This is a genomic window from Dysgonomonas mossii DSM 22836, from assembly GCF_000213575.1.
GTDB lineage: Bacteria > Bacteroidota > Bacteroidia > Bacteroidales > Dysgonomonadaceae > Dysgonomonas > Dysgonomonas mossii.
Genome location: NZ_GL892004.1, coordinates 1 through 18,635, shown reverse-complemented (window position 1 = coordinate 18,635; position 18,635 = coordinate 1). Strand labels below are relative to the sequence as shown.

Sequence of the window (18,635 nt, the reverse complement as noted above, 5' to 3'; positions counted from 1 at the left end):
TAAATAAAATAGTAGCCACTGTTTGATTAATCTGTTCTTTGTATTGTTACGATGAAAATATTTAGTATTCTTTTTTTTGCCTGTGCATTTGCTTTAATTTCCTGTAGCGAATATACGCCTAAACCTATCGGGTATGCCCGTATAGAAAAGGTAGTGGCTGACACTGTTAGACTGCAAGGTTCCGGTTTTTCTTTTCTATACTCCTCACTTGCAAAAATAGAATACTTGAATCCCGAAGTTAAAAATGAGGTTTGGTTCAATATTTATTATCCCACATACAAGGCAAAAATTTATTGTACCTATATTCCCACCAATAATAAAGAATTATCCAAGATGCTTGACGATAGTCATCAATTGGCATATAGCCATGCGGTGAAAGCGGAGAGTATATCCCAAACACAATTTTCTGATTCACTAAAACATTTGTCAGGCTTGATATATGATATAAAGGGCTCTGTTGCATCTCCTGTCCAATTTTACGTAACCAATAGCTCTTCAAGATTTATGAGAGGTGCGTTATATTTTGACGATGTTGTAAAATCTGACTCAATCGCTCCTGTCGTTGCTTTTTTGCGTGATGATATTGTTCGCATGATGGAGTCGCTGCAATGGTAGTACGGTAATGAAATTTAGAAATAAAAATCGGAAAGTTTCTTATGCTTATATCCTGCTTTTCGCGATAGGGATTAGCCTGTTTACTTACCTCGACTTTGCCGACTTAGCTATACCTTATGATGATGCATACTCCATGTTTATGGTAAAATCGTCATACTTCGATATAGCAAAAATTACCGCAGAAGATGTTCATCCGCCCCTCTATTATTGGGGACTCAAAGCATTCAGTTCGATCTTCGGAGATACAATTTTTTCATTAAGGCTCTTTTCCGCATTGGGCATATTTGCTACATTCTTACTGGGATACTTTCCAATAAGGAAACTGTTTGGAGATAGAGTAGCACTTATATTTATCTCCCTCCTCATTATGTTTCCCGTTACACAATACTTGATAACAGATATACGGATGTACTCGTGGACTATGTTTTTTGTATTGGCTTGTGCTATTTGTGGCTATAAGATTTACTCAGAAGGTTATTTCCGAAATTGGGTGTTGTTTCTGGTAACCGGACTTTGTGCCGCTTATTTACATAACTATGGACTACTGAGTGTTGTAGGTATTTATATTTTCCTGCTTATATTTTTAGTACAGGGAAAGAAGGAGTGGAGGCGTTTGATTTACTGTGGTATAATATTCTCTGCTTTGTATGCCCCTTGGCTCTTACAACTGATATGGCAGTTTTCAGATGTAGCTAACGAGTATTGGATAAAACCGCTGACATTAAACGATCTGTTCTTGAACATCTATTATTTTTATTCTCCTAAAGAGATTTGGAGGCCATTTGCCGATTTTTCTAAAATACAGATGATGATAGGACTCATTATTGTGATGAGTATTCAATTGATAATAACACTCAAAGTTTTGCGTTCGGGGATTAAAGACAGAGATAAAAAGACTTATCTGGCGGTCATCTCTTTTCTTGTATTTCTTTTTCCTGTTTTAATCGCGGCTTTGATTTCAATACTATATGTTCCAATACTGGCAAGCCGTTATATGACATGTTCTTTTGGGCTTTTCGTTTTAAGCTTGGCTTTTATTCTTGCCAAGGCATACGAGTATCCGGCTTATAGAAGGTTAACAAATGTATTCTTTGTGTTAATGGTTTTTGTGGGGGGAGTTCGCATATATTCAGGGGTGAAATATTACAACGAAACAGAATCTTTATATCATAAAATACGTGAGTTTACTGCCAGCAATGGAGAAAAGTCGATTCTTCTCGCCGCTGATTCTTCTTACTCGGTAATGCCAAGGTTGCAGATTATTGTTCCCAACAATCATTTTTATATCTTGAATAGAGCTGTTGATAATGATTTCAGCCCTTTTGTATTTCAAGAAATAGATTCTATTCCTCTTCGCAATTTTATATTGGTGCACCATGAGCCCAAAGAAATTAGTGCGGACTTTAGGAAATATCAATATCAGCTATCAGAACGCTATATCTTCTCGGATAGCATACAGGCTCTGGATTCTTATCTTTATAAGCTAAAACTGAGATAGATTAGGTTAATAGTCATCATAGTAGGTGGTTTTCTCCGGTTCGCCATACATGACACCAACCACTATTAGTCCGGCTCCACCTATAATTCCTAATGTTGTATATAAGGCATCATTATTGGCGGGTTTTTCTACATAGAATAGATCTCCGCGATCTAGTAATTGATTAAACATCTCAGAAGGTTTTGCTTCTGTTCTTATGAGGCTCGATAAATAGAAGTCTTGTTCAAAAACCATTGGTTTATCGGGTTGAGAATAAATTGTCAGATAACTTTTAAAAGCCAATGGAGTATCGGTTTGATCAAAGTCTCGTCTTCTGATTTTTAAAGCGACATCACCTTGCCCTCCCATTGTCGCATTCTTATAACTTTTCTTATTTATATGATCAAACTTGGGGCTTAAGATCAAAGGTATTTCACTTACCATGGTCTGTGGAGGAACAAAACTCACACTCTTTGGAAGCGATGCAGCTCCACTAAAGGTGCCCCATGAGGATGAGTTGCTGTTGATAGCACTATCCCAATCTCCCGAATAACTAATTTCTTCTCCCGAATATGTTGTCGCTACATTATCTATGATAAGGGCAGATTTTCCCCAGTCTACATATAATGGCTTATCAGATTTATTGAACACCGTAATTTGTACCGGCCCATCCTGTCCCTTAAAACAATAAGCAATCCATAGACTATCCGTTTCTAAAAGAAAATCTCCATTATCTACTTTTTCAACATATTCGTTAGGCGTATTTAGGGTAGAGTAGAAAAATGTAGAACTACATGATGTGAAGATTAAAATTGTAGATAATGTAAAAAACAAATATTTCATCTAAGTCTATTTTTTGTATTCATTATTGGTATCAAAAGGCTATTAGAGAATGGCTGCTCTCTTTGAGATAAAGGTACAAAAGATATTAACACAAGCAATATGTTTGAAAAAATATTAGCAAGTACTTTTTTCCTTTTCTAACATCTGCTTTTTCTGAAAAAAGAGGTTGCAGCTATTTACTGCAACCCCATACTGATATTATATATATGTGTAAGGAAGAATTATTCAGGTCTGTCGGCCATGGCGGTTAATTTACCCTTTGTTTTCAGGTTTTCCATCAGTACCTTGTCGCCATCTTCAACATCTACAATTGTGTATTTCCCAACACCGCATATTTGCATTTCATCGAGAGCGTCTACCAAATTTTTATAATTGGATTTTTCTGTTGGCTTTATCAAAACAATAAGTCCGTCCTTTGATTTTTTAATATTGCTAGACATCTCTTTAAATTCCTTTTCAGTGATTTGCTTTTTATAACGTTTTTGTCTCAATTCTTTTATCTTAGACATGTTTGCATTGTTTCGGGTTAGCAACATATTGCGTAAACCAAGAGTGTTTGTTTCTTTCAATGATGTATAATCTTCATAATTTGCTAAGCCTTCATAATAGTAAACCTTATCATTTTCTCCCAAAATTACTGTTACAGATTTTGAGTCGGGCACCGGTTGTTCCCCCTTATCTGTTGGCATAGCTACATCCATTATTTGAGGAATGCTTAATGTTGTGCAAAACATGAAGAATGTAATCAATAAAAGATTCATGTCTACCATCGGAGTAAAGTCTACTCTTAATATCTTGCGTTCAGGTTTGCCTTTTTTAGTTTCGCTCTTACCTGTAGTATCTATGTTAGCCATAATATTTATTCTTTAAGAGGTTAAACATCTATTTTTACTTAATAGAGATAACAGATGTTGAATTTCCATAAATTACTATGACTTTTTTTTTAGATAAATTATCTTTGTGCCTCATCCAATCTTTTAGATCCAAATGAAGCAAAGAATAATCCTATATTTTACTGTTTTTTTCTATTTCGTTTTTCTATTCCTTATCGGCAAAATTCTATTTGCTTTTATCCATGCCTCTTTGGGTGGAGGTGTTTCGGCAAAAGATATGCTTGACATACTATATAATGGTTTACCTCTCGATTTGTCGATGAGTGGATACCTCACAGTGCTTCCGGTTCTTATACTTATTGCTTCTATTTGGATTAAACCTAAATTTATAGCACGGACATACAATATTTATTTTGGGATTATATTATTGTTGATAGCAATAATCACCGTTGTCGACCTTGTTGTATATCCATATTGGGGATTTCACTTCGACTCTACGGTTTTTCTTTATCTGAAAAAGCCAAAAGAAACTTTTGCAAGTGCCTCTGTTCTCGACTTCGTATTTGGCATACTGGGTATGGCTGTGTACTTTGTAGTATCTTACCTAGGGTATATTTATATTATAAGGAGGCAAATACTTAATTTTACGGTTCCAAAGAGTATCGCTAAATCTTGTATTGTGCTGGTGGTTCTGCTGGCAGCACTCTTTCTTCCTATCAGGGGTGGGGTCACAGTTTCTACGATGAATATAGGTAAGGTGTACTATAGCGATAATATGTTCTTTAATCATGCGGCTATCAATCCCGAATTCAACCTGATGTCGTCGTTCTTTAAATCTGATAATTTTGCTTCGCAATATCAATTTTATGATAAAAAAGAGGCTGAAAAGGTATTTGCTCAACTAAACTTTCAGCCTAAAAGTGATAGTGTTCCTAATCTATTGAAAACAGATAGGCCTAATATCATATTGTTTATTCTCGAGAGTTTTTCTGCTAATGTGGCTTTAGATTCTGTTGTGGCTCCTAATATGAGTCGCTATGCGAAGGAAGGCGTGTTCTTCAAAAACTTCTATGCAAACAGCTTTCGCACCGATCGGGGACTTGTTTCTATCCTAAGTGGGTATCCCGCACACCCTACTGTGGCTATAATGAAATATCCGCAAAAGACAGGAACATTAGCTACTATTCCCAAAACATTGAAAGATGCAGGCTATAATAATCTCTCTTTTTATTATGGCGGTGATGCTGATTTCGCTAATATGCGCTCTTATTTTGTAGGAGCATGCGGAATAAAAGACATTGTCTCTGATAAAAAATTTCCTTTGAGCGAGCGCCTTACCAAATGGGGAGTTCCTGATAAGTTTTTGATTAACAGGCTGCACGAAGATCTACTCTCAAAAGAGCAAAGTGAACCTTATGTCAAAGTTGTGCTTACCCTTAGTAGCCATGAGCCATTCGATGTGCCCCGAGCTGGGTTTAAAGAACCGTTTCTTGATGCAGTACACTATACCGATGAGTGTCTGGGGAATTTCGTAGAACAATTGAAAAAGACAAAGCAGTGGGATAATACCTTGATTCTGTTTGTTGCCGATCATGCAATGCAGTCGTATCCCAAAGGTTTGAGTAATAGTGATCCGGAGCGTTTTCGTATTCCTCTTATATGGATAGGAGGCACTATAAAACAGCCGGTAACAGTATCATCTTATGCTTCGCAAAACGACATAGCTGCAACTTTGCTGTCCCAGCTAAACTTGAAGCATGATGACTTTAGGTTCAGTAAAAACATCATGAATCCCGAAGGTAATAAGTTTGCATTCTATTCTTATGTCAATGGCTTTAGCATGACAGATTCTACGAGAATGGTAACTTACGATAATGATAAGCAAAGTATTATCCATCACAAAGGCGATGTGGCTGATATGGAGAAAAAAGCCAAATCATTTTTTCAGATGATGTATCTTGATTTGGGTAATAGATAGAAGTTCTTGTTTTTTTAGTGTGTTTATACTGAAATGTTTAAACAATGTTTTGTGTCCAAGCGTTATTTATTATAAAACAAAATGGAGGGCTTTAACATGAGAACAATACTTGTACTGACTGCTATCATCATTTTAGGGTTTAGTTGTAAAGCGGGAGACAGCCTGACTAAAGAGGAGGCCGTTTCTAAACTGACTGAAAAAATAGAATCAGCAAATTATACTTTTGTCCCTCAAACGGCTTTGCCGATGAATGGGAAATCAATAAGTTTGAATTACTCTTACTCCCTCAAAGTTTCAAAGGATACTATAGATTCTTATCTGCCTTATTTCGGCAGAGCATACACTGCTCCGATTTCTCCAACAGATGGAGGAATAAAATTTACAAGTGAAGAATTTGACTATTCTATAACAAAAAACAAAAAAGGAATGTGGGATGTGTCTATAACCACAAAAGATACTCCACGCAAATACACTCTCAGCCTCTCTATCGGAGACACGGGATATGCTACTTTAGTCGTGAATGAAAATAATAGACAACCAATCTCTTTTTACGGAAAGATAGAATAATTAATAATATTTCGCTTTGATCAGCCGTTTTTTTAGCATAAAAGTAATATATTTGGAAAATTATTAGTTATTTCGCACCCTTAATAAGGGGTGCCAAATATTTTTTAGTCTATTTTTATGCAAATATCCTTCACTGCAAAGCAGATTGCGACAGTCTTAAATGGAACTATTGAAGGGGATTCTTCAGTTGAAGTGAATAATTTTTCACGTATAGAAGACGGTAAACCCGGGACGTTGACATTTTTAGCAAATCCCAAATATACCCATTACATATATACAACAGACGCCAGTATTGTATTGGTGAATAATGATTTTGTAGCAGAACGCCCGATAAAGGCAACGCTGGTGCGTTGTTTTAATGCCTATGCAGCTCTTGCCATATTATTGGATATGGTAGAGAAAATGAAACCTCAGAAAAAAGGAATAGAAGCAATGTCTTTTGTTGCAGATACTGCTAAGCTTGGCGAAAATGTATATGTGGGAGCATTCTCATATATTGCAGAAGGTGCGGTAGTGGGCAATAATTCTCAGATATATCCACAATCTTATATTGGAGACAATGTTACAATCGGGGATAATACAATCATCTATCCCGGAGTGAAAATATATCAAGGATGTATTATCGGTAATAATTGTATCATACACAGTGGTGCGGTTATCGGAAGCGATGGCTTTGGTTTTGCACCCGAAGGTGAGATTTATAAAAAAATTCCTCAGATGGGTATTGTACGTATTGAGGATGATGTGGAAATAGGAGCAAATACAACTATCGATCGCGCCGTGATGGATGCGACTGTTATACATAAAGGGGTTAAATTAGATAACCTGATTCAGATTGCACATAATGTCGAAGTCGGAGAAAATACAGTAATGGCGGCTCAGGTCGGCATATCCGGCTCTACTAAAGTCGGCAAGCATTGTATGTTTGGCGGACAGGTAGGATTGGGCGGACATATTACCATTGGTGATAATGCGAATATAGGAGCTCAGTCCGGTATAATAAGCAATATTGCACCCGAAGCAAAAATACTTGGGTCTCCGGCAGTACCAGTGAAAGATTTCTTCAGATCAAGTATCATATTTCCTAAATTACCTGAAATGTACAGGCAGTTAGCCCAGTTACAAAAGGAGATTGATGCATTGAAAGCAAATAAACATGAATAATATATTTTAAAAAAATGAGCAAACAGCACACTCTGAAAGGCAGTTTTACATTGCAAGGAAAAGGGCTGCATACAGGATTACCTATAACCATAACATTTAATCCTGCCCCGGACAATCACGGATATAAAATAAAAAGAGTAGACCTGGAAGGTCAGCCTATAATTGATGCAGTTGCCGAAAATGTAGGAAATACGCAGCGTGGTACTGTTCTTATAAAGGATAATGTGCAGGTGAGTACTATAGAGCATGCTATGGCTGCTTTGTATGCTCTCAAGATAGATAACTGTCTTATTGAAGTGAATGCACCTGAGTTTCCGATATTGGATGGGAGTTCGATACAATATGTACAGGGAATATTCGGAGTGGGAACCGAAGAGCAAACAGAGGAAAGAGATTATTTTGTTGTCCGCAGCAAGATGGAAGTGGTGGATGAGGAAACCGGCTCTAAACTGACTCTATTGCCTGACGATCGTTTTTGCATCAACTCGTTTATTGAATTCGAATCTAAATATATTCCGAACCAATCGGCTACTCTCGAAAATCTTGCTGATTTTCCTAAAGAAATAGCCAATGCGAGAACTTTTGTTTTTGTGCGTGAAATACAAAAGCTGCTTGAAGCCGGATTGATAAAAGGTGGAGACCTAGATAATGCAATCGTTATTTATGAACGCCAAATATCTCAGCAAGATCTTGACAGTTTAGCTGATTTGCTTGGTGTACCATATAAAGATGCTACAGAGCTTGGGTATTTGAATAACAAGCAAATAATGTATCCGAATGAGCCCGCTCGCCACAAACTATTGGATATAATAGGAGATATGGCCTTGATAGGAAAACCTATCAGAGGTAGAATTATTGCTACTCGTCCGGGACATAAGATCAATAATAAGCTGGCACGTTTAGTTCGCAAACAGATTAAGCTGAATGAAGTTCAGCCACCTGTATATGAGCCTAATAAACCGGCAGTGTTTGATATAAACAGAATTAAAGAGCTATTGCCTCACAGGTATCCTTTTTTGATGGTGGATAAAGTGATTGAGGTAGGGCAAAAACATATTGTAGGTATAAAAAATATTACAACAAACGAACCCTACTTTCAAGGGCACTTCCCTCAAGAACCGGTTATGCCGGGAGTATTGCAGGTAGAAGCAATGGCACAGGTGGGAGGATTGTTGGTTCTTTCTCAGATTGATGAGCCGGAAAGATATTCTACCTACTTTCTGAAAATAGATAATGTGAAATTCAGAAGCAAAGTAGTGCCCGGAGATACGCTTATTTTCAGACTAAATATGATGTCTGAGATTCGTCGTGGAATTGCCAACATGAAAGGGTTTACTTTTATTGGAGACAAACTGGTTTCTGAAGCTGAGTTTACTGCGCAAATTGTAAAAAATAAATAATTAAAGTATTATGTCAAACATATCGAATCAGGCTTATGTACACCCGGAAGCTAAATTGGGTGAAAATGTAACAATTGAACCTTTTGCCTTTATTGACAAAAATACAGAAGTTGGCGATGGCACTATCGTTATGTCGGGTGCTAATGTAAGAAACGGAGCCCGAGTAGGAAGTAACTGCCGCATATTTCCAGGAGCTGTAGTAGGCGGAATACCTCAGGATTTGAAATTCAGAGGAGAGGAAAGTCTTGCTATAGTAGGAAATAATACTACAATAAGAGAGTGTGTTACCATAAATAGAGGTACAGCTTCGAAAGGATATACTAAAGTAGGTAATAGCTGCTTGTTGATGGCATATAGCCATGTTGCACATGACTGCGTGCTGAATGACAACATCATACTTGGTAATGCTACCCAACTGGCAGGAGAAGTAGAAGTAGAGCACCATGCAATATTGAGCGGTGGAACGCTTGTGCATCAATTTACTCGTATCGGGGCGCATGCCATGATACAGGGCGGAACACGTTTAGGGAAAGATATTCCTCCGTATATTATTGCAGGACGTGAGCCGGTTTGTTTTTCCGGAGTAAATCTTGTAGGATTGCGCAGGCATGCTTACAGCAATGAAAAGATAAATGAAATACAAGAAATATACCGTGTAATCTATCAGTCGGGATTCAATTTTTCTGATGCTATCAATAAGATTGAGAGTGAATTTGAAGAAACACCTGAGATGAGACTGATTGTTGACTTTGTTAAAGGTTCGCCACGAGGCATTGTCAGGGGTTATTTGGGGTAAGTATTGTAAAAAGAATAAATTGTGATCCATTTAGATGTTCTAAATGGATTATTTTTTTATAAAAATATTGTACCTTTGCACCCTCAATTTATATATATGCAAAATATTAGAAATATTGCGATTATCGCACACGTCGATCATGGTAAGACTACTCTTGTTGATAAGATGCTTCTTGCCGGACAATTGTTCAGAGAAAATCAATCTTCAGGCGAATTAATACTAGACAATAATGATTTGGAACGTGAGCGAGGAATTACCATCCTTTCTAAAAATGTTTCGATTAATTATAAAGGAACTAAAATCAATATAATAGATACACCCGGACACGCCGACTTTGGTGGCGAAGTTGAACGTGTATTGAATATGGCTGATGGTTGTTTGCTGTTGGTCGATGCATTCGAAGGTCCGATGCCTCAAACTCGTTTTGTGTTGCAAAAAGCTATACAGATGGGGTTGAAGCCAATTGTGGTAATTAATAAAGTGGATAAACCCAACTGTCGTCCTGATGAAGTGCACGAGATGGTTTTCGACTTGATGTTTAGCCTCGACGCATCCGAGGAACAGTTAGATTTTCCTACCATCTATGGATCTGCAAAACAAGCTTGGATGTCTGATGACTGGAGTAAACCAACAGAAGATATAAGTCCATTGCTGGATGCGATTGTAAAATATATTCCGGCTCCCGAATATTTGGAAGGAACACCGCAAATGCTGATTACATCATTAGACTATTCTAAATATGTAGGACGGATTGCTATCGGGCGTGTACATCGTGGAGAACTCAGAGAAAATATGGATGTCTCTTTGTGCAAGCGTGATGGGAGTTTTGTGAAAACGAGAATAAAAGAAATAAATATATTCGAAGGACTGGGACGTATAAAAGTACCGAAAGTTCAGTGTGGCGACATTTGTGCCCTGATAGGAATCGAAGGCTTTGAAATTGGCGACTCGATTGCCGATTTGGAGAATCCGGAAGCGTTACCAACAATCGATATCGACGAACCTACTATGTCGATGTTGTTTACCATCAATGATTCTCCTTTCTTTGGGAAAGATGGTAAATTTGTGACATCAAGGCATATTCACGACCGCTTGATGAGGGAGCTCGACCGTAACTTGGCACTACGTGTTGAAACAACGGACAATTCCGATTCGTGGATTGTTTATGGACGTGGAATTCTGCATTTGTCAATCCTTATCGAAACAATGCGCCGCGAAGGATATGAGCTGCAAGTTGGTCAGCCAAAGGTTATCATAAAAGACATTGACGGACAAAAATATGAACCGGTAGAGCAATTGACTATCAATTTGCCGGAAGAATATTCAAGTAAAATTATAGACCTTGTGACACGTCGTCGTGGAGAATTGACGATGATGGGTAACAAGAAAGATCGCATCTATCTCGAATTCAATATTCCTTCACGTGGTATTATCGGGCTAAACAATGCTGCACTTACACTCTCGGCGGGAGAAGCTGTCGTTGCACACCGATTCTTAGAATTCCAGCCATGGAAGGGTGATATCGAAAAACGTTTGAATGGATCTATCATTGCTAGCGAATCCGGTAATGCGTATGCATATGCTATTGATAAATTGCAAGATAGAGGTAAGTTCTTCCTTGAGCCGCAGACCGATATTTATATGGGTCAAATTGTAGGGGAACATAGCAAAGAAGGAGATTTGGTTGTAAATCTTACAAAATCGAAGAAGCTGACCAATGTGCGTGCTTCGGGGACAGATGATAAGGTGAAGCTCGCTCCTCCTGTTATTTTCAGTCTCGAAGATGCTTTGGAATATATAAAAGGAGATGAGTACGTAGAGGTAACGCCACATGCGATACGTTTGCGTAAAATCTATCTGGACGAGAATGATCGTAAGCGAATGGCGAAAAAGTGATAAAATGTTCATAATAGATTGGGGGTTATCAGATTGTTCTGATAGCCCCTTTTCATTTTTTTTGATGCTAGAATTATCTTATAAAGGATGTTTTTGTTTTATAATAAGGCGAGAAAAGTGGCAATGAAAAAAGTGCGTAAAAGGTGTCACTTTTGTCACCTTTTCACTAAAAAGGGTTTTTACAGTTTGTTATTATATAAGCTTTAGAGTATTAAAACTTATAAAAAGTGAAGACAACTTATTATTGACAACTTATGAATCTTATCATTAAACAATTTTTCATACCTTTGCTTCCTTAAAAATAGAGAGATCCACATGGCCGATACCAAACAGCAATTTGAACATGTAATAGCAATATGCCGTACTCTTTTTGCCAAAAAGTTGAAAGATTATGGTGCTTCATGGCGCATACTCCGCCCACAATCGGTTACTGACCAGATACTGATAAAAGCAAAACGTATAAGAAGTATCGAAGAGAAGGGCGTGAGCCTTATTGATGAAGGTATTGCTCCGGAGTTTATCGGAATCGTGAATTATGGTATCATTGGCTTGATGCAATTGGAATTGGGCTTTTCGGATAGTATAGATATTACCGAAGAACAGGCTCTCGCATTGTATGATAAACATATGACCGAAACCAAAGAATTGATGTATGCCAAAAATCATGATTATGACGAGGCATGGCGATCTATGCGGATTAGTTCATATACCGATCTTATTCTGACAAAGATATATCGCACAAAGCAGATAGAAGAAAACAAAGGTAAGACCATTGTTTCGGAAGGGATAGATGCCAACTATATGGATATGGTCAACTATTCTCTCTTTGGCTTGATAAAGTTAGAGTTTCCTGAAGAAGGATAATTAAATAAATGGGCAAAAAGAAGGATGTAATTATAAAGATTTTAGTAGAAATATCCAGAATTATACTGGGTGTTACCTTTATTTTCTCCGGCTTTGTAAAGGCTGTCGACCCTTTTGGTACGGCTTATAAAATCGAAGATTACTTTGCTGCATTCAATCTTACTTCGCTTTCTTTTTTGTCTCTGTCAGGTTCTGTTCTGCAAAGTGTTGTGGAATTTGCAATGGGGGCATGTATGCTTTTCGGCTTGTACCGTAAGTGGAACTCCCGACTGATATTGCTGGTTATGGTCTTTATGACCGGGCTTACTCTTTATTTGGCTATAACAGATCCGGTAGAAGATTGCGGATGCTTTGGCGATGCATTGATAATTACCAATTGGCAGACATTCTATAAAAATATAGTACTTCTTATATGTTCTGTCATTGTATTTGTGTATTGTGAACGTATCAGCAATTGGTTTACAGGTAAAACATACTGGCTGGCATTCTTGTATATCTTTATTTTTATTGGTCTTTTCACATTCCGCAATTATTTATACGATCCCTTGTTCGACTTCCGACCATACAAAATAGGAGCTAATCTGCCTAAATTGATGAATGTAGAGAGTGGAAAAGGTAGAGAAGAGAAGACTGTGCTTGTTTATGCGAAGGATGGAGTAGAAAAAGAATTTACTGAAGAAAATTATCCATGGGAAGATAGTACATGGGTGTTTGTGCGAATGGATAACCATGTTATACGGGAAGGAGAAAAGCCTGTTGTTAACGATTTTTCTATAAATAGATTGGTGTTTAATTCGGATAGGACAGAGGTCGAAACGCAATTAGATATTACGCAAGAAGTGTTGTCGGATTCAAATTACGTTTTCTTGATGATAACACCTTCGCTAATCAATATGAGTGATTCTTATCTCAGCCGATTCGAGGATATAGAAAACTATGCAAAAGATCATAATTATCATTTCTTTTGTGTGACCGCATCGCCTACCGATGAAATAATGAAATGGTCGAAAGAGAATACGATAAATTTTGATTTCTGTACAGCTGACGGACGCATGCTGAAAACTGTAATTCGTTCCAATCCGGGGCTTATTCTGTTAAAAGAAGGTATTGTAGTCAACAAATGGGCGGATATAAATGTTCCTGCTGAAGAGTATCTTACAAAACCTTTGACCGATTTGCCTTATGGACAGATGATAGATACGAAGGCCAAAGACAAAAAGAATTTGATAGCTGTGTGTGTTGCATTCTTTTTACCATTGTTATTTCTGAAAGGATTGGATTTCCTGTTTTTCAGAAAGATGAAGAAAGAAGCTATTACAGAAGAAGAAAATGAAGAAGAAATTAAAGAATAATATATTAATCAATAAAAACAAATATTAAAATCATGAGAAAGAATATTGTTGCAGGAAACTGGAAAATGAACAAGAATCTACAAGAAGGTGTTGCGTTTGCTAAAGAATTAGAAGCTGCATTAGCCGGGAAAACATTAAAATGTGAAGTAATTGTAGGTACTCCATTCATTCATTTGGCAAGTGTAGCTTCGTCTACTAAACTAGGTGTTGCTGCTCAAAACTGTGCTGATAAAGTTTCAGGCGCATATACAGGCGAAGTATCAGCTGCAATGGTAGCTTCTACAGGTGCAAAATATGTAATCCTCGGCCACTCTGAGCGTCGTACATACTACGGAGAAACAGATGCTATCTTGAAAGAAAAAGTACTATTGGCTTTAGCTAACGGATTAAGCCCGATTTTCTGCATCGGCGAAACAAAAGAAGAAAGAGAAACAAATGTACATTTCGATGTTGTGAAAAGACAAACAGTAGATGCTTTGTTTAATCTATCTGCTGAAGACTTCGCTAAAATAGTTATTGCTTACGAACCGGTTTGGGCTATTGGTACAGGTCTTACTGCTACATCTGCTCAGGCTCAGGAAATGCACGCTTTCATTCGTCAAACAATTGCTGACAAATATGGTAAAGAAGTTGCAGATAACACTTCAATCCTATATGGTGGTAGCGCAAACGGAGGAAATGCAAAAGAGCTTTTCTCATGTCCTGATATCGACGGTGGACTTATAGGTGGAGCTTCTCTCGATGTTGAGAAATTTATTCCTGTAATTGAAGGATTCTAAGAGATCGACTAAAGTTTATATATAATGTTGCGGATGAACCCTGACCGAATATCCGCAACATTTTTAAATAACACACACATGAAAAAAAGTTTTTATATTTTCTTTTTATTAGGATTGTTTTCGGCTTCTGCGATTGCACAAAACAGTCAGAAAACAATCATTGATGAACTGAACTCATCTAAATGGGGGCAAGGGGATGTAAAAGTAATGCAAGATGATGTGTTGCAGGGTAAAATAGCGGTTCGGAGTACCGAGCCTATAGACTCTCTTGGTGAACCTGAGCCGTCTACATCTTCGAATGCGAATGTAGCTCCCGGAACCAGAGTGAGAGAGTACAAAATTCAAGTTTTTATGGGAAATAATCAGCAACAATCCAAACGAGAAGCTGAATCGAAGCAGGCACAGATAAGGAATGCTTATCCCGAGCTGAGAACTTCGGTTTCATTCCAGTCTCCATTTTGGCGTCTACGGGTAGGAAATTTCCGTACAAAAGAAGAAGCTGAGCAAATGATGCATGATATGCGCAAAACATTCCCTTCATTCGGACGAGAGATGACCGTCGTGTCGGAGGTCGTTAAACGATAATATATAATCTTCATAATGCAAGAAGAAAACAAAATGAACCTTCTGGAGGAGCACTATAAGAATGTAATTTCTTTGTTAGGCGAAGATCCGGAGCGCGAAGGCCTGTTAATGACACCTCACAGAGTTGCCAAGGCTATGCGGTTTTTGACAAAGGGCTACAGTGAAAGCCCCGAAGCTATTTTAAATAAAGCTTTGTTTAAAGAAGATTACCGTCAAATGGTAATTGTAAAAGATATAGATTTTTACTCCTTGTGCGAGCATCACATGCTTCCATTTTGGGGTAAAGCTCATGTAGCATATATACCCAACGGATATATAACGGGATTGAGTAAGATTGCTCGTGTAGTCGATGTGTTTGCACGTCGTTTGCAGGTACAGGAGCGTATGACCTTACAGATAAAGGAATGTATACAGCAAACTCTTAATCCTTTGGGGGTAATGGTCGTGATAGAAGCTCAGCATATGTGTATGCAGATGCGAGGGGTGGAGAAACAGAATTCGACTACTACCACCTCCGACTTTACAGGAGTATTTAATCAGGCTAAAACTCGGGAAGAATTTATTAATCTTATAAGATAGAGATGTTATAACAATATAAAAAATAACGAGATTTTTTCTGAACAGAAGATAATCTCGTTTTTTTATTTCGGACTATGTATTTATATAATATTCATACACATAAAATAGATGACGCTTCATGCCAAGAGTATGAGGTGAAGTCTATTCTGAATACCTATCCGGAAGATTTTTATGAAAAAAGGAATCAGCATCCTGATTGTTGGTTTTCTTGTGGTGTGCATCCGTGGAATACGGAAGATTCTGATCTGCAACTCCGCCTTTTAGAAGAGATTATTGTCGACCCCAATGTTGTAGCCGTTGGTGAAGCCGGCCTTGATAAATTAAGGGGAGCCGAAATGTCTGTCCAGATAGATGTGTTTCGGAAACAGATCGAGTTGGCTCTTTCTGCAAATAAACCTCTTATTATACATTGCGTAAAGGCATGGGATGAGCTGATTCGATTGTATAAGGAATATGAAGGGAGTAATATTCCTTGGATTATTCATGGCTATAGAGGCAATCCCCAGCAGACAGAGCAATTGAGTAAAGTTGGCTTCAAATTTTCAATAGGAGAAAAGTTTAATCCAGATTCGCTTAAGAATATTCCATTGACTGATATTTTTTGTGAAACAGACGAATCTTATTTGACTATTTGTAAGGTGTATGAAAATATTTCAAGTGTATTTGGTGTAAATAAAAATCATTTTGCTATTTTAGTGGCCGATAATGTAGGTCGGGTATTTAAATAATTGACAAAAGTATATTAGGTTATTAATTCTTTTCAGGTAAACTATGATTGATGTTAATGCTCACATATTATTAATTTATACAGGAGGTACAATCGGGATGGTCGAAAATCCTGCTACGGGTTCTTTAGAGCCCTTCGACTTTGCTCATCTGAACAATCATATACCTGAACTTCAGCGTTTCAAGTTTCATGTAGATCATATTGTTTTCGATCCTGTTATAGATTCTTCGGAGATTACGCCCGAACATTGGAAAAAGATGGTGCACATCATCGAAGATAATTATGACGATTACGATGGATTTGTTGTGCTGCATGGTACCGACACAATGGCATATACGGCCTCGGCTCTCAGCTTTATGCTCGAGAACTTGCATAAACCTGTAGTGCTTACCGGAGCTCAGCTGCCTATCGGTAAATTGAGAACAGATGCAAAGGAGAATTTGATTACCGCCTTGGAGATAGCCGCCGATAAGAATCAGTTAGGCTACCCAATTGTTCCCGAGGTATGTGTTTTCTTTCAGAACGATTTGCTTCGAGGAAATAGGAGTACCAAAGTGAATGCAGACAATTTTAATGCATTCAAGTCGTATAATTATCCTAATTTGGGAAAATCTGGTATTCAGATAAGGTATGAGAGAAAGGCTATTCATACGCCCGACTATGAGAAGAAAACGATCTTCCATTATCGATTAGATAATAGGATAGCTTCATTAAAGTTGTTTCCGGGAATTGACAAGCAAACTGTGGAAGCAATCTTGACATTGAAGAATATAAGAGCTGTGATTCTTGAGACCTACGGTTCGGGAAATGCTCCTCTCTCGCCTTGGTTCCTTGATCTGATCCGCGAAACGGTAAAGCGGGGAGTTATTATAGTCAATATATCCCAATGTGAAATTGGACTTGTAAATATGCAGCGCTACGAGACGGGACGTGAACTTTTGCGTGCAGGTGTTATCAGTGGATTTGATGCTACATTCGAAGCCGCTTTAGCTAAGCTGATGTTTCTTATCGGGCATAAGTACGATAAAGAGGATATAAAGATACGAATGCGTGTGCCTCTAATAGGAGAAATTACAAGACCCGAAGACAGAGACAATGAAACAATATGAAAATTTGCAGGTATTAGCTGAGAAAGCTAAACCGCTGTTTCTTCAATATTATAAAAAGAATAAAAAGCGTCTCAGCAAAATGGATACCATTGTGCAGCAATTGCACGATGAGGTTTCCGAAAAGATTGACTGCCTGACGTGCGCTAATTGTTGCCGGAGTTTAGGGCCGGCTATCTACGATAAGGATATTGAGCGGATAGCAAAGGCGCTTCGCATAAAACCGTCGGAAGTTGTTTCTTCCTATTTGCGGATAGATGAAGATGGCGATTATGTCTTCAAGTCTATGCCTTGTCCTTTTCTTATGGACGATAATTATTGTTCGATATACGAATCTCGACCGAAAGCTTGTCGGGAATATCCTCATACGGATCGGAAAAATTTCGAGCAGATTTATAAATTAACTGTAAAAAATGCGAGTACTTGTCCAATCGCATACGAGGTTCTTTGCAAATTAATGGACAAGTGATGTACTTTTCTAAAATTAATCAATCACTCCTTTTCCCCGTCCCTTCTTCATTCCCCATTAAAATCTTCAAAAAATCATCAAGGAAAAATATGTTTAACAACAGTTTGCAAATAAGGTATATAGGTATTAACTTTGTAGTTCTGCCAAAAAATATTTTAAAATTAATTGGTAAAAGATTTGGAGTGTAAGGAAAAGGTTATTACTTTTGCACCCGCTTTACCGATAGAGCCGGCGGGTTTTCGAGAGCGAGTTTTGGCAACAGACAAGATTTAGAGCTAGGGACTCGGACGGTGAAAAAGGGAAAAGCGATTAGAAAACGATCTTTGAAATAATGACAACATATGAGTGTAGTACAATAGCACTTTGGTGCTAAGAAATATTATACCGTCAATTTACTTAATAAGTAAAAAGAGCAGGACAGGATCACGAAAGACTTAGAAAAAAAGAATATACAAAGAAGAGTTTGATCCTGGCTCAGGATGAACGCTAGCGATAGGCCTAACACATGCAAGTCGAGGGGCAGCATAGAGTAGCAATACTTTGATGGCGACCGGCGCACGGGTGAGTAACACGTATGCAACCTACCTACATCAGGGGAATAACCC

18 protein-coding genes and 1 rRNA gene are annotated in these 18,635 nt (G+C 37.8%); 17 read left to right on the top strand and 2 right to left on the bottom strand.

All coding sequences use genetic code 11. The features are described 5' to 3' along the window. Positions 1–51 precede the first annotated feature (51 nt). Both gldD and HMPREF9456_RS00095 read left to right on the top strand, forming a co-directional pair. On the top strand, positions 52–615 hold the full coding sequence (gene gldD / locus HMPREF9456_RS00100; protein WP_006841392.1) for a gliding motility lipoprotein GldD: 564 nt from the start codon (positions 52–54) through the stop codon (positions 613–615). 7 nt (positions 616–622) lie between these two features. Beyond that, positions 623–2,113 (top strand): glycosyltransferase family 39 protein, encoded by a 1,491-nt coding sequence (locus tag HMPREF9456_RS00095; protein WP_006841391.1) that lies wholly within the window; start codon positions 623–625, stop codon positions 2,111–2,113. A gap of 6 nt (positions 2,114–2,119) precedes the next feature. Here the strand turns inward: HMPREF9456_RS00095 and HMPREF9456_RS00090 are convergent, their stop codons facing one another. Both HMPREF9456_RS00090 and HMPREF9456_RS00085 read right to left on the bottom strand, forming a co-directional pair. Continuing rightward, entirely contained in the window at positions 2,120–2,935 is an 816-nt protein-coding gene (locus HMPREF9456_RS00090; protein ID WP_006841390.1) for a hypothetical protein, read from the bottom strand. A gap of 221 nt (positions 2,936–3,156) precedes the next feature. Then, entirely contained in the window at positions 3,157–3,789 is a 633-nt protein-coding gene (locus HMPREF9456_RS00085) for an ExbD/TolR family protein (RefSeq protein ID WP_006841389.1), read from the bottom strand. A gap of 133 nt (positions 3,790–3,922) precedes the next feature. On the opposite strand from HMPREF9456_RS00085, the gene HMPREF9456_RS00080 reads away from it, so the two are divergent. The 15 genes from HMPREF9456_RS00080 to HMPREF9456_RS00005 all read left to right on the top strand — a co-directional run. Next, a complete protein-coding gene (locus tag HMPREF9456_RS00080; protein WP_006841388.1) occupies positions 3,923–5,746 on the top strand; it encodes an LTA synthase family protein in 1,824 nt (607 codons plus the stop codon). Between the two features lie 96 nt (positions 5,747–5,842). After that, positions 5,843–6,313, top strand: coding sequence for a DUF4251 domain-containing protein (locus tag HMPREF9456_RS00075; protein ID WP_245530973.1), 471 nt, complete (start codon positions 5,843–5,845; stop codon positions 6,311–6,313). Positions 6,314–6,436: 123 nt separating this feature from the next. Next, the gene (lpxD, locus tag HMPREF9456_RS00070; protein WP_026177013.1) at positions 6,437–7,477 is read left to right on the top strand and encodes a UDP-3-O-(3-hydroxymyristoyl)glucosamine N-acyltransferase; all 1,041 of its coding nucleotides are present in this window, start codon (positions 6,437–6,439) and stop codon (positions 7,475–7,477) included. A gap of 14 nt (positions 7,478–7,491) precedes the next feature. After that, positions 7,492–8,877 carry a bifunctional UDP-3-O-[3-hydroxymyristoyl] N-acetylglucosamine deacetylase/3-hydroxyacyl-ACP dehydratase gene (locus HMPREF9456_RS00065; protein ID WP_006841385.1) on the top strand — a complete coding sequence of 462 codons (1,386 nt, stop codon included), beginning with the start codon at positions 7,492–7,494 and terminating at the stop codon, positions 8,875–8,877. A 10-nt stretch (positions 8,878–8,887) separates the two neighbouring features. Beyond that, positions 8,888–9,673 (top strand): acyl-ACP--UDP-N-acetylglucosamine O-acyltransferase, encoded by a 786-nt coding sequence (gene lpxA / locus HMPREF9456_RS00060; protein WP_006841384.1) that lies wholly within the window; start codon positions 8,888–8,890, stop codon positions 9,671–9,673. A 96-nt stretch (positions 9,674–9,769) separates the two neighbouring features. Next, the gene (gene typA, locus HMPREF9456_RS00055; protein WP_018074737.1) at positions 9,770–11,569 is read left to right on the top strand and encodes a translational GTPase TypA; all 1,800 of its coding nucleotides are present in this window, start codon (positions 9,770–9,772) and stop codon (positions 11,567–11,569) included. Between the two features lie 315 nt (positions 11,570–11,884). Next, positions 11,885–12,433: a DUF1599 domain-containing protein gene (locus HMPREF9456_RS00050; RefSeq protein ID WP_006841382.1), complete on the top strand. Its 549-nt coding sequence runs from the start codon at positions 11,885–11,887 to the stop codon at positions 12,431–12,433. Positions 12,434–12,441: 8 nt separating this feature from the next. Further along, positions 12,442–13,785 (top strand): BT_3928 family protein, encoded by a 1,344-nt coding sequence (locus HMPREF9456_RS00045; RefSeq protein WP_006841381.1) that lies wholly within the window; start codon positions 12,442–12,444, stop codon positions 13,783–13,785. 32 nt (positions 13,786–13,817) lie between these two features. Continuing rightward, complete coding sequence (gene tpiA, locus HMPREF9456_RS00040) at positions 13,818–14,564, top strand: triose-phosphate isomerase (RefSeq protein ID WP_006841380.1); 747 nt, start codon at positions 13,818–13,820, stop codon at positions 14,562–14,564. 78 nt (positions 14,565–14,642) lie between these two features. Continuing rightward, positions 14,643–15,149, top strand: a complete 507-nt coding sequence (locus HMPREF9456_RS00035; RefSeq protein WP_135106883.1) for an SPOR domain-containing protein — start codon at positions 14,643–14,645, stop codon at positions 15,147–15,149. A 15-nt stretch (positions 15,150–15,164) separates the two neighbouring features. Beyond that, positions 15,165–15,728, top strand: coding sequence for a GTP cyclohydrolase I FolE (gene folE / locus HMPREF9456_RS00030; RefSeq protein ID WP_006841378.1), 564 nt, complete (start codon positions 15,165–15,167; stop codon positions 15,726–15,728). A 74-nt stretch (positions 15,729–15,802) separates the two neighbouring features. Then, entirely contained in the window at positions 15,803–16,456 is a 654-nt protein-coding gene (locus tag HMPREF9456_RS00025; protein ID WP_006841377.1) for a TatD family hydrolase, read from the top strand. Between the two features lie 43 nt (positions 16,457–16,499). Then, positions 16,500–17,564 carry an asparaginase gene (locus HMPREF9456_RS00020; protein ID WP_006841376.1) on the top strand — a complete coding sequence of 355 codons (1,065 nt, stop codon included), beginning with the start codon at positions 16,500–16,502 and terminating at the stop codon, positions 17,562–17,564. Then, positions 17,551–18,030 carry a YkgJ family cysteine cluster protein gene (locus tag HMPREF9456_RS00015; protein WP_018074739.1) on the top strand — a complete coding sequence of 160 codons (480 nt, stop codon included), beginning with the start codon at positions 17,551–17,553 and terminating at the stop codon, positions 18,028–18,030. Before HMPREF9456_RS00020 ends, HMPREF9456_RS00015 begins: the two co-directional genes overlap by 14 nt. Positions 18,031–18,481: 451 nt before the next feature. Next, a 16S ribosomal RNA gene (locus HMPREF9456_RS00005) occupies positions 18,482–18,635 on the top strand; the annotation flags it as partial.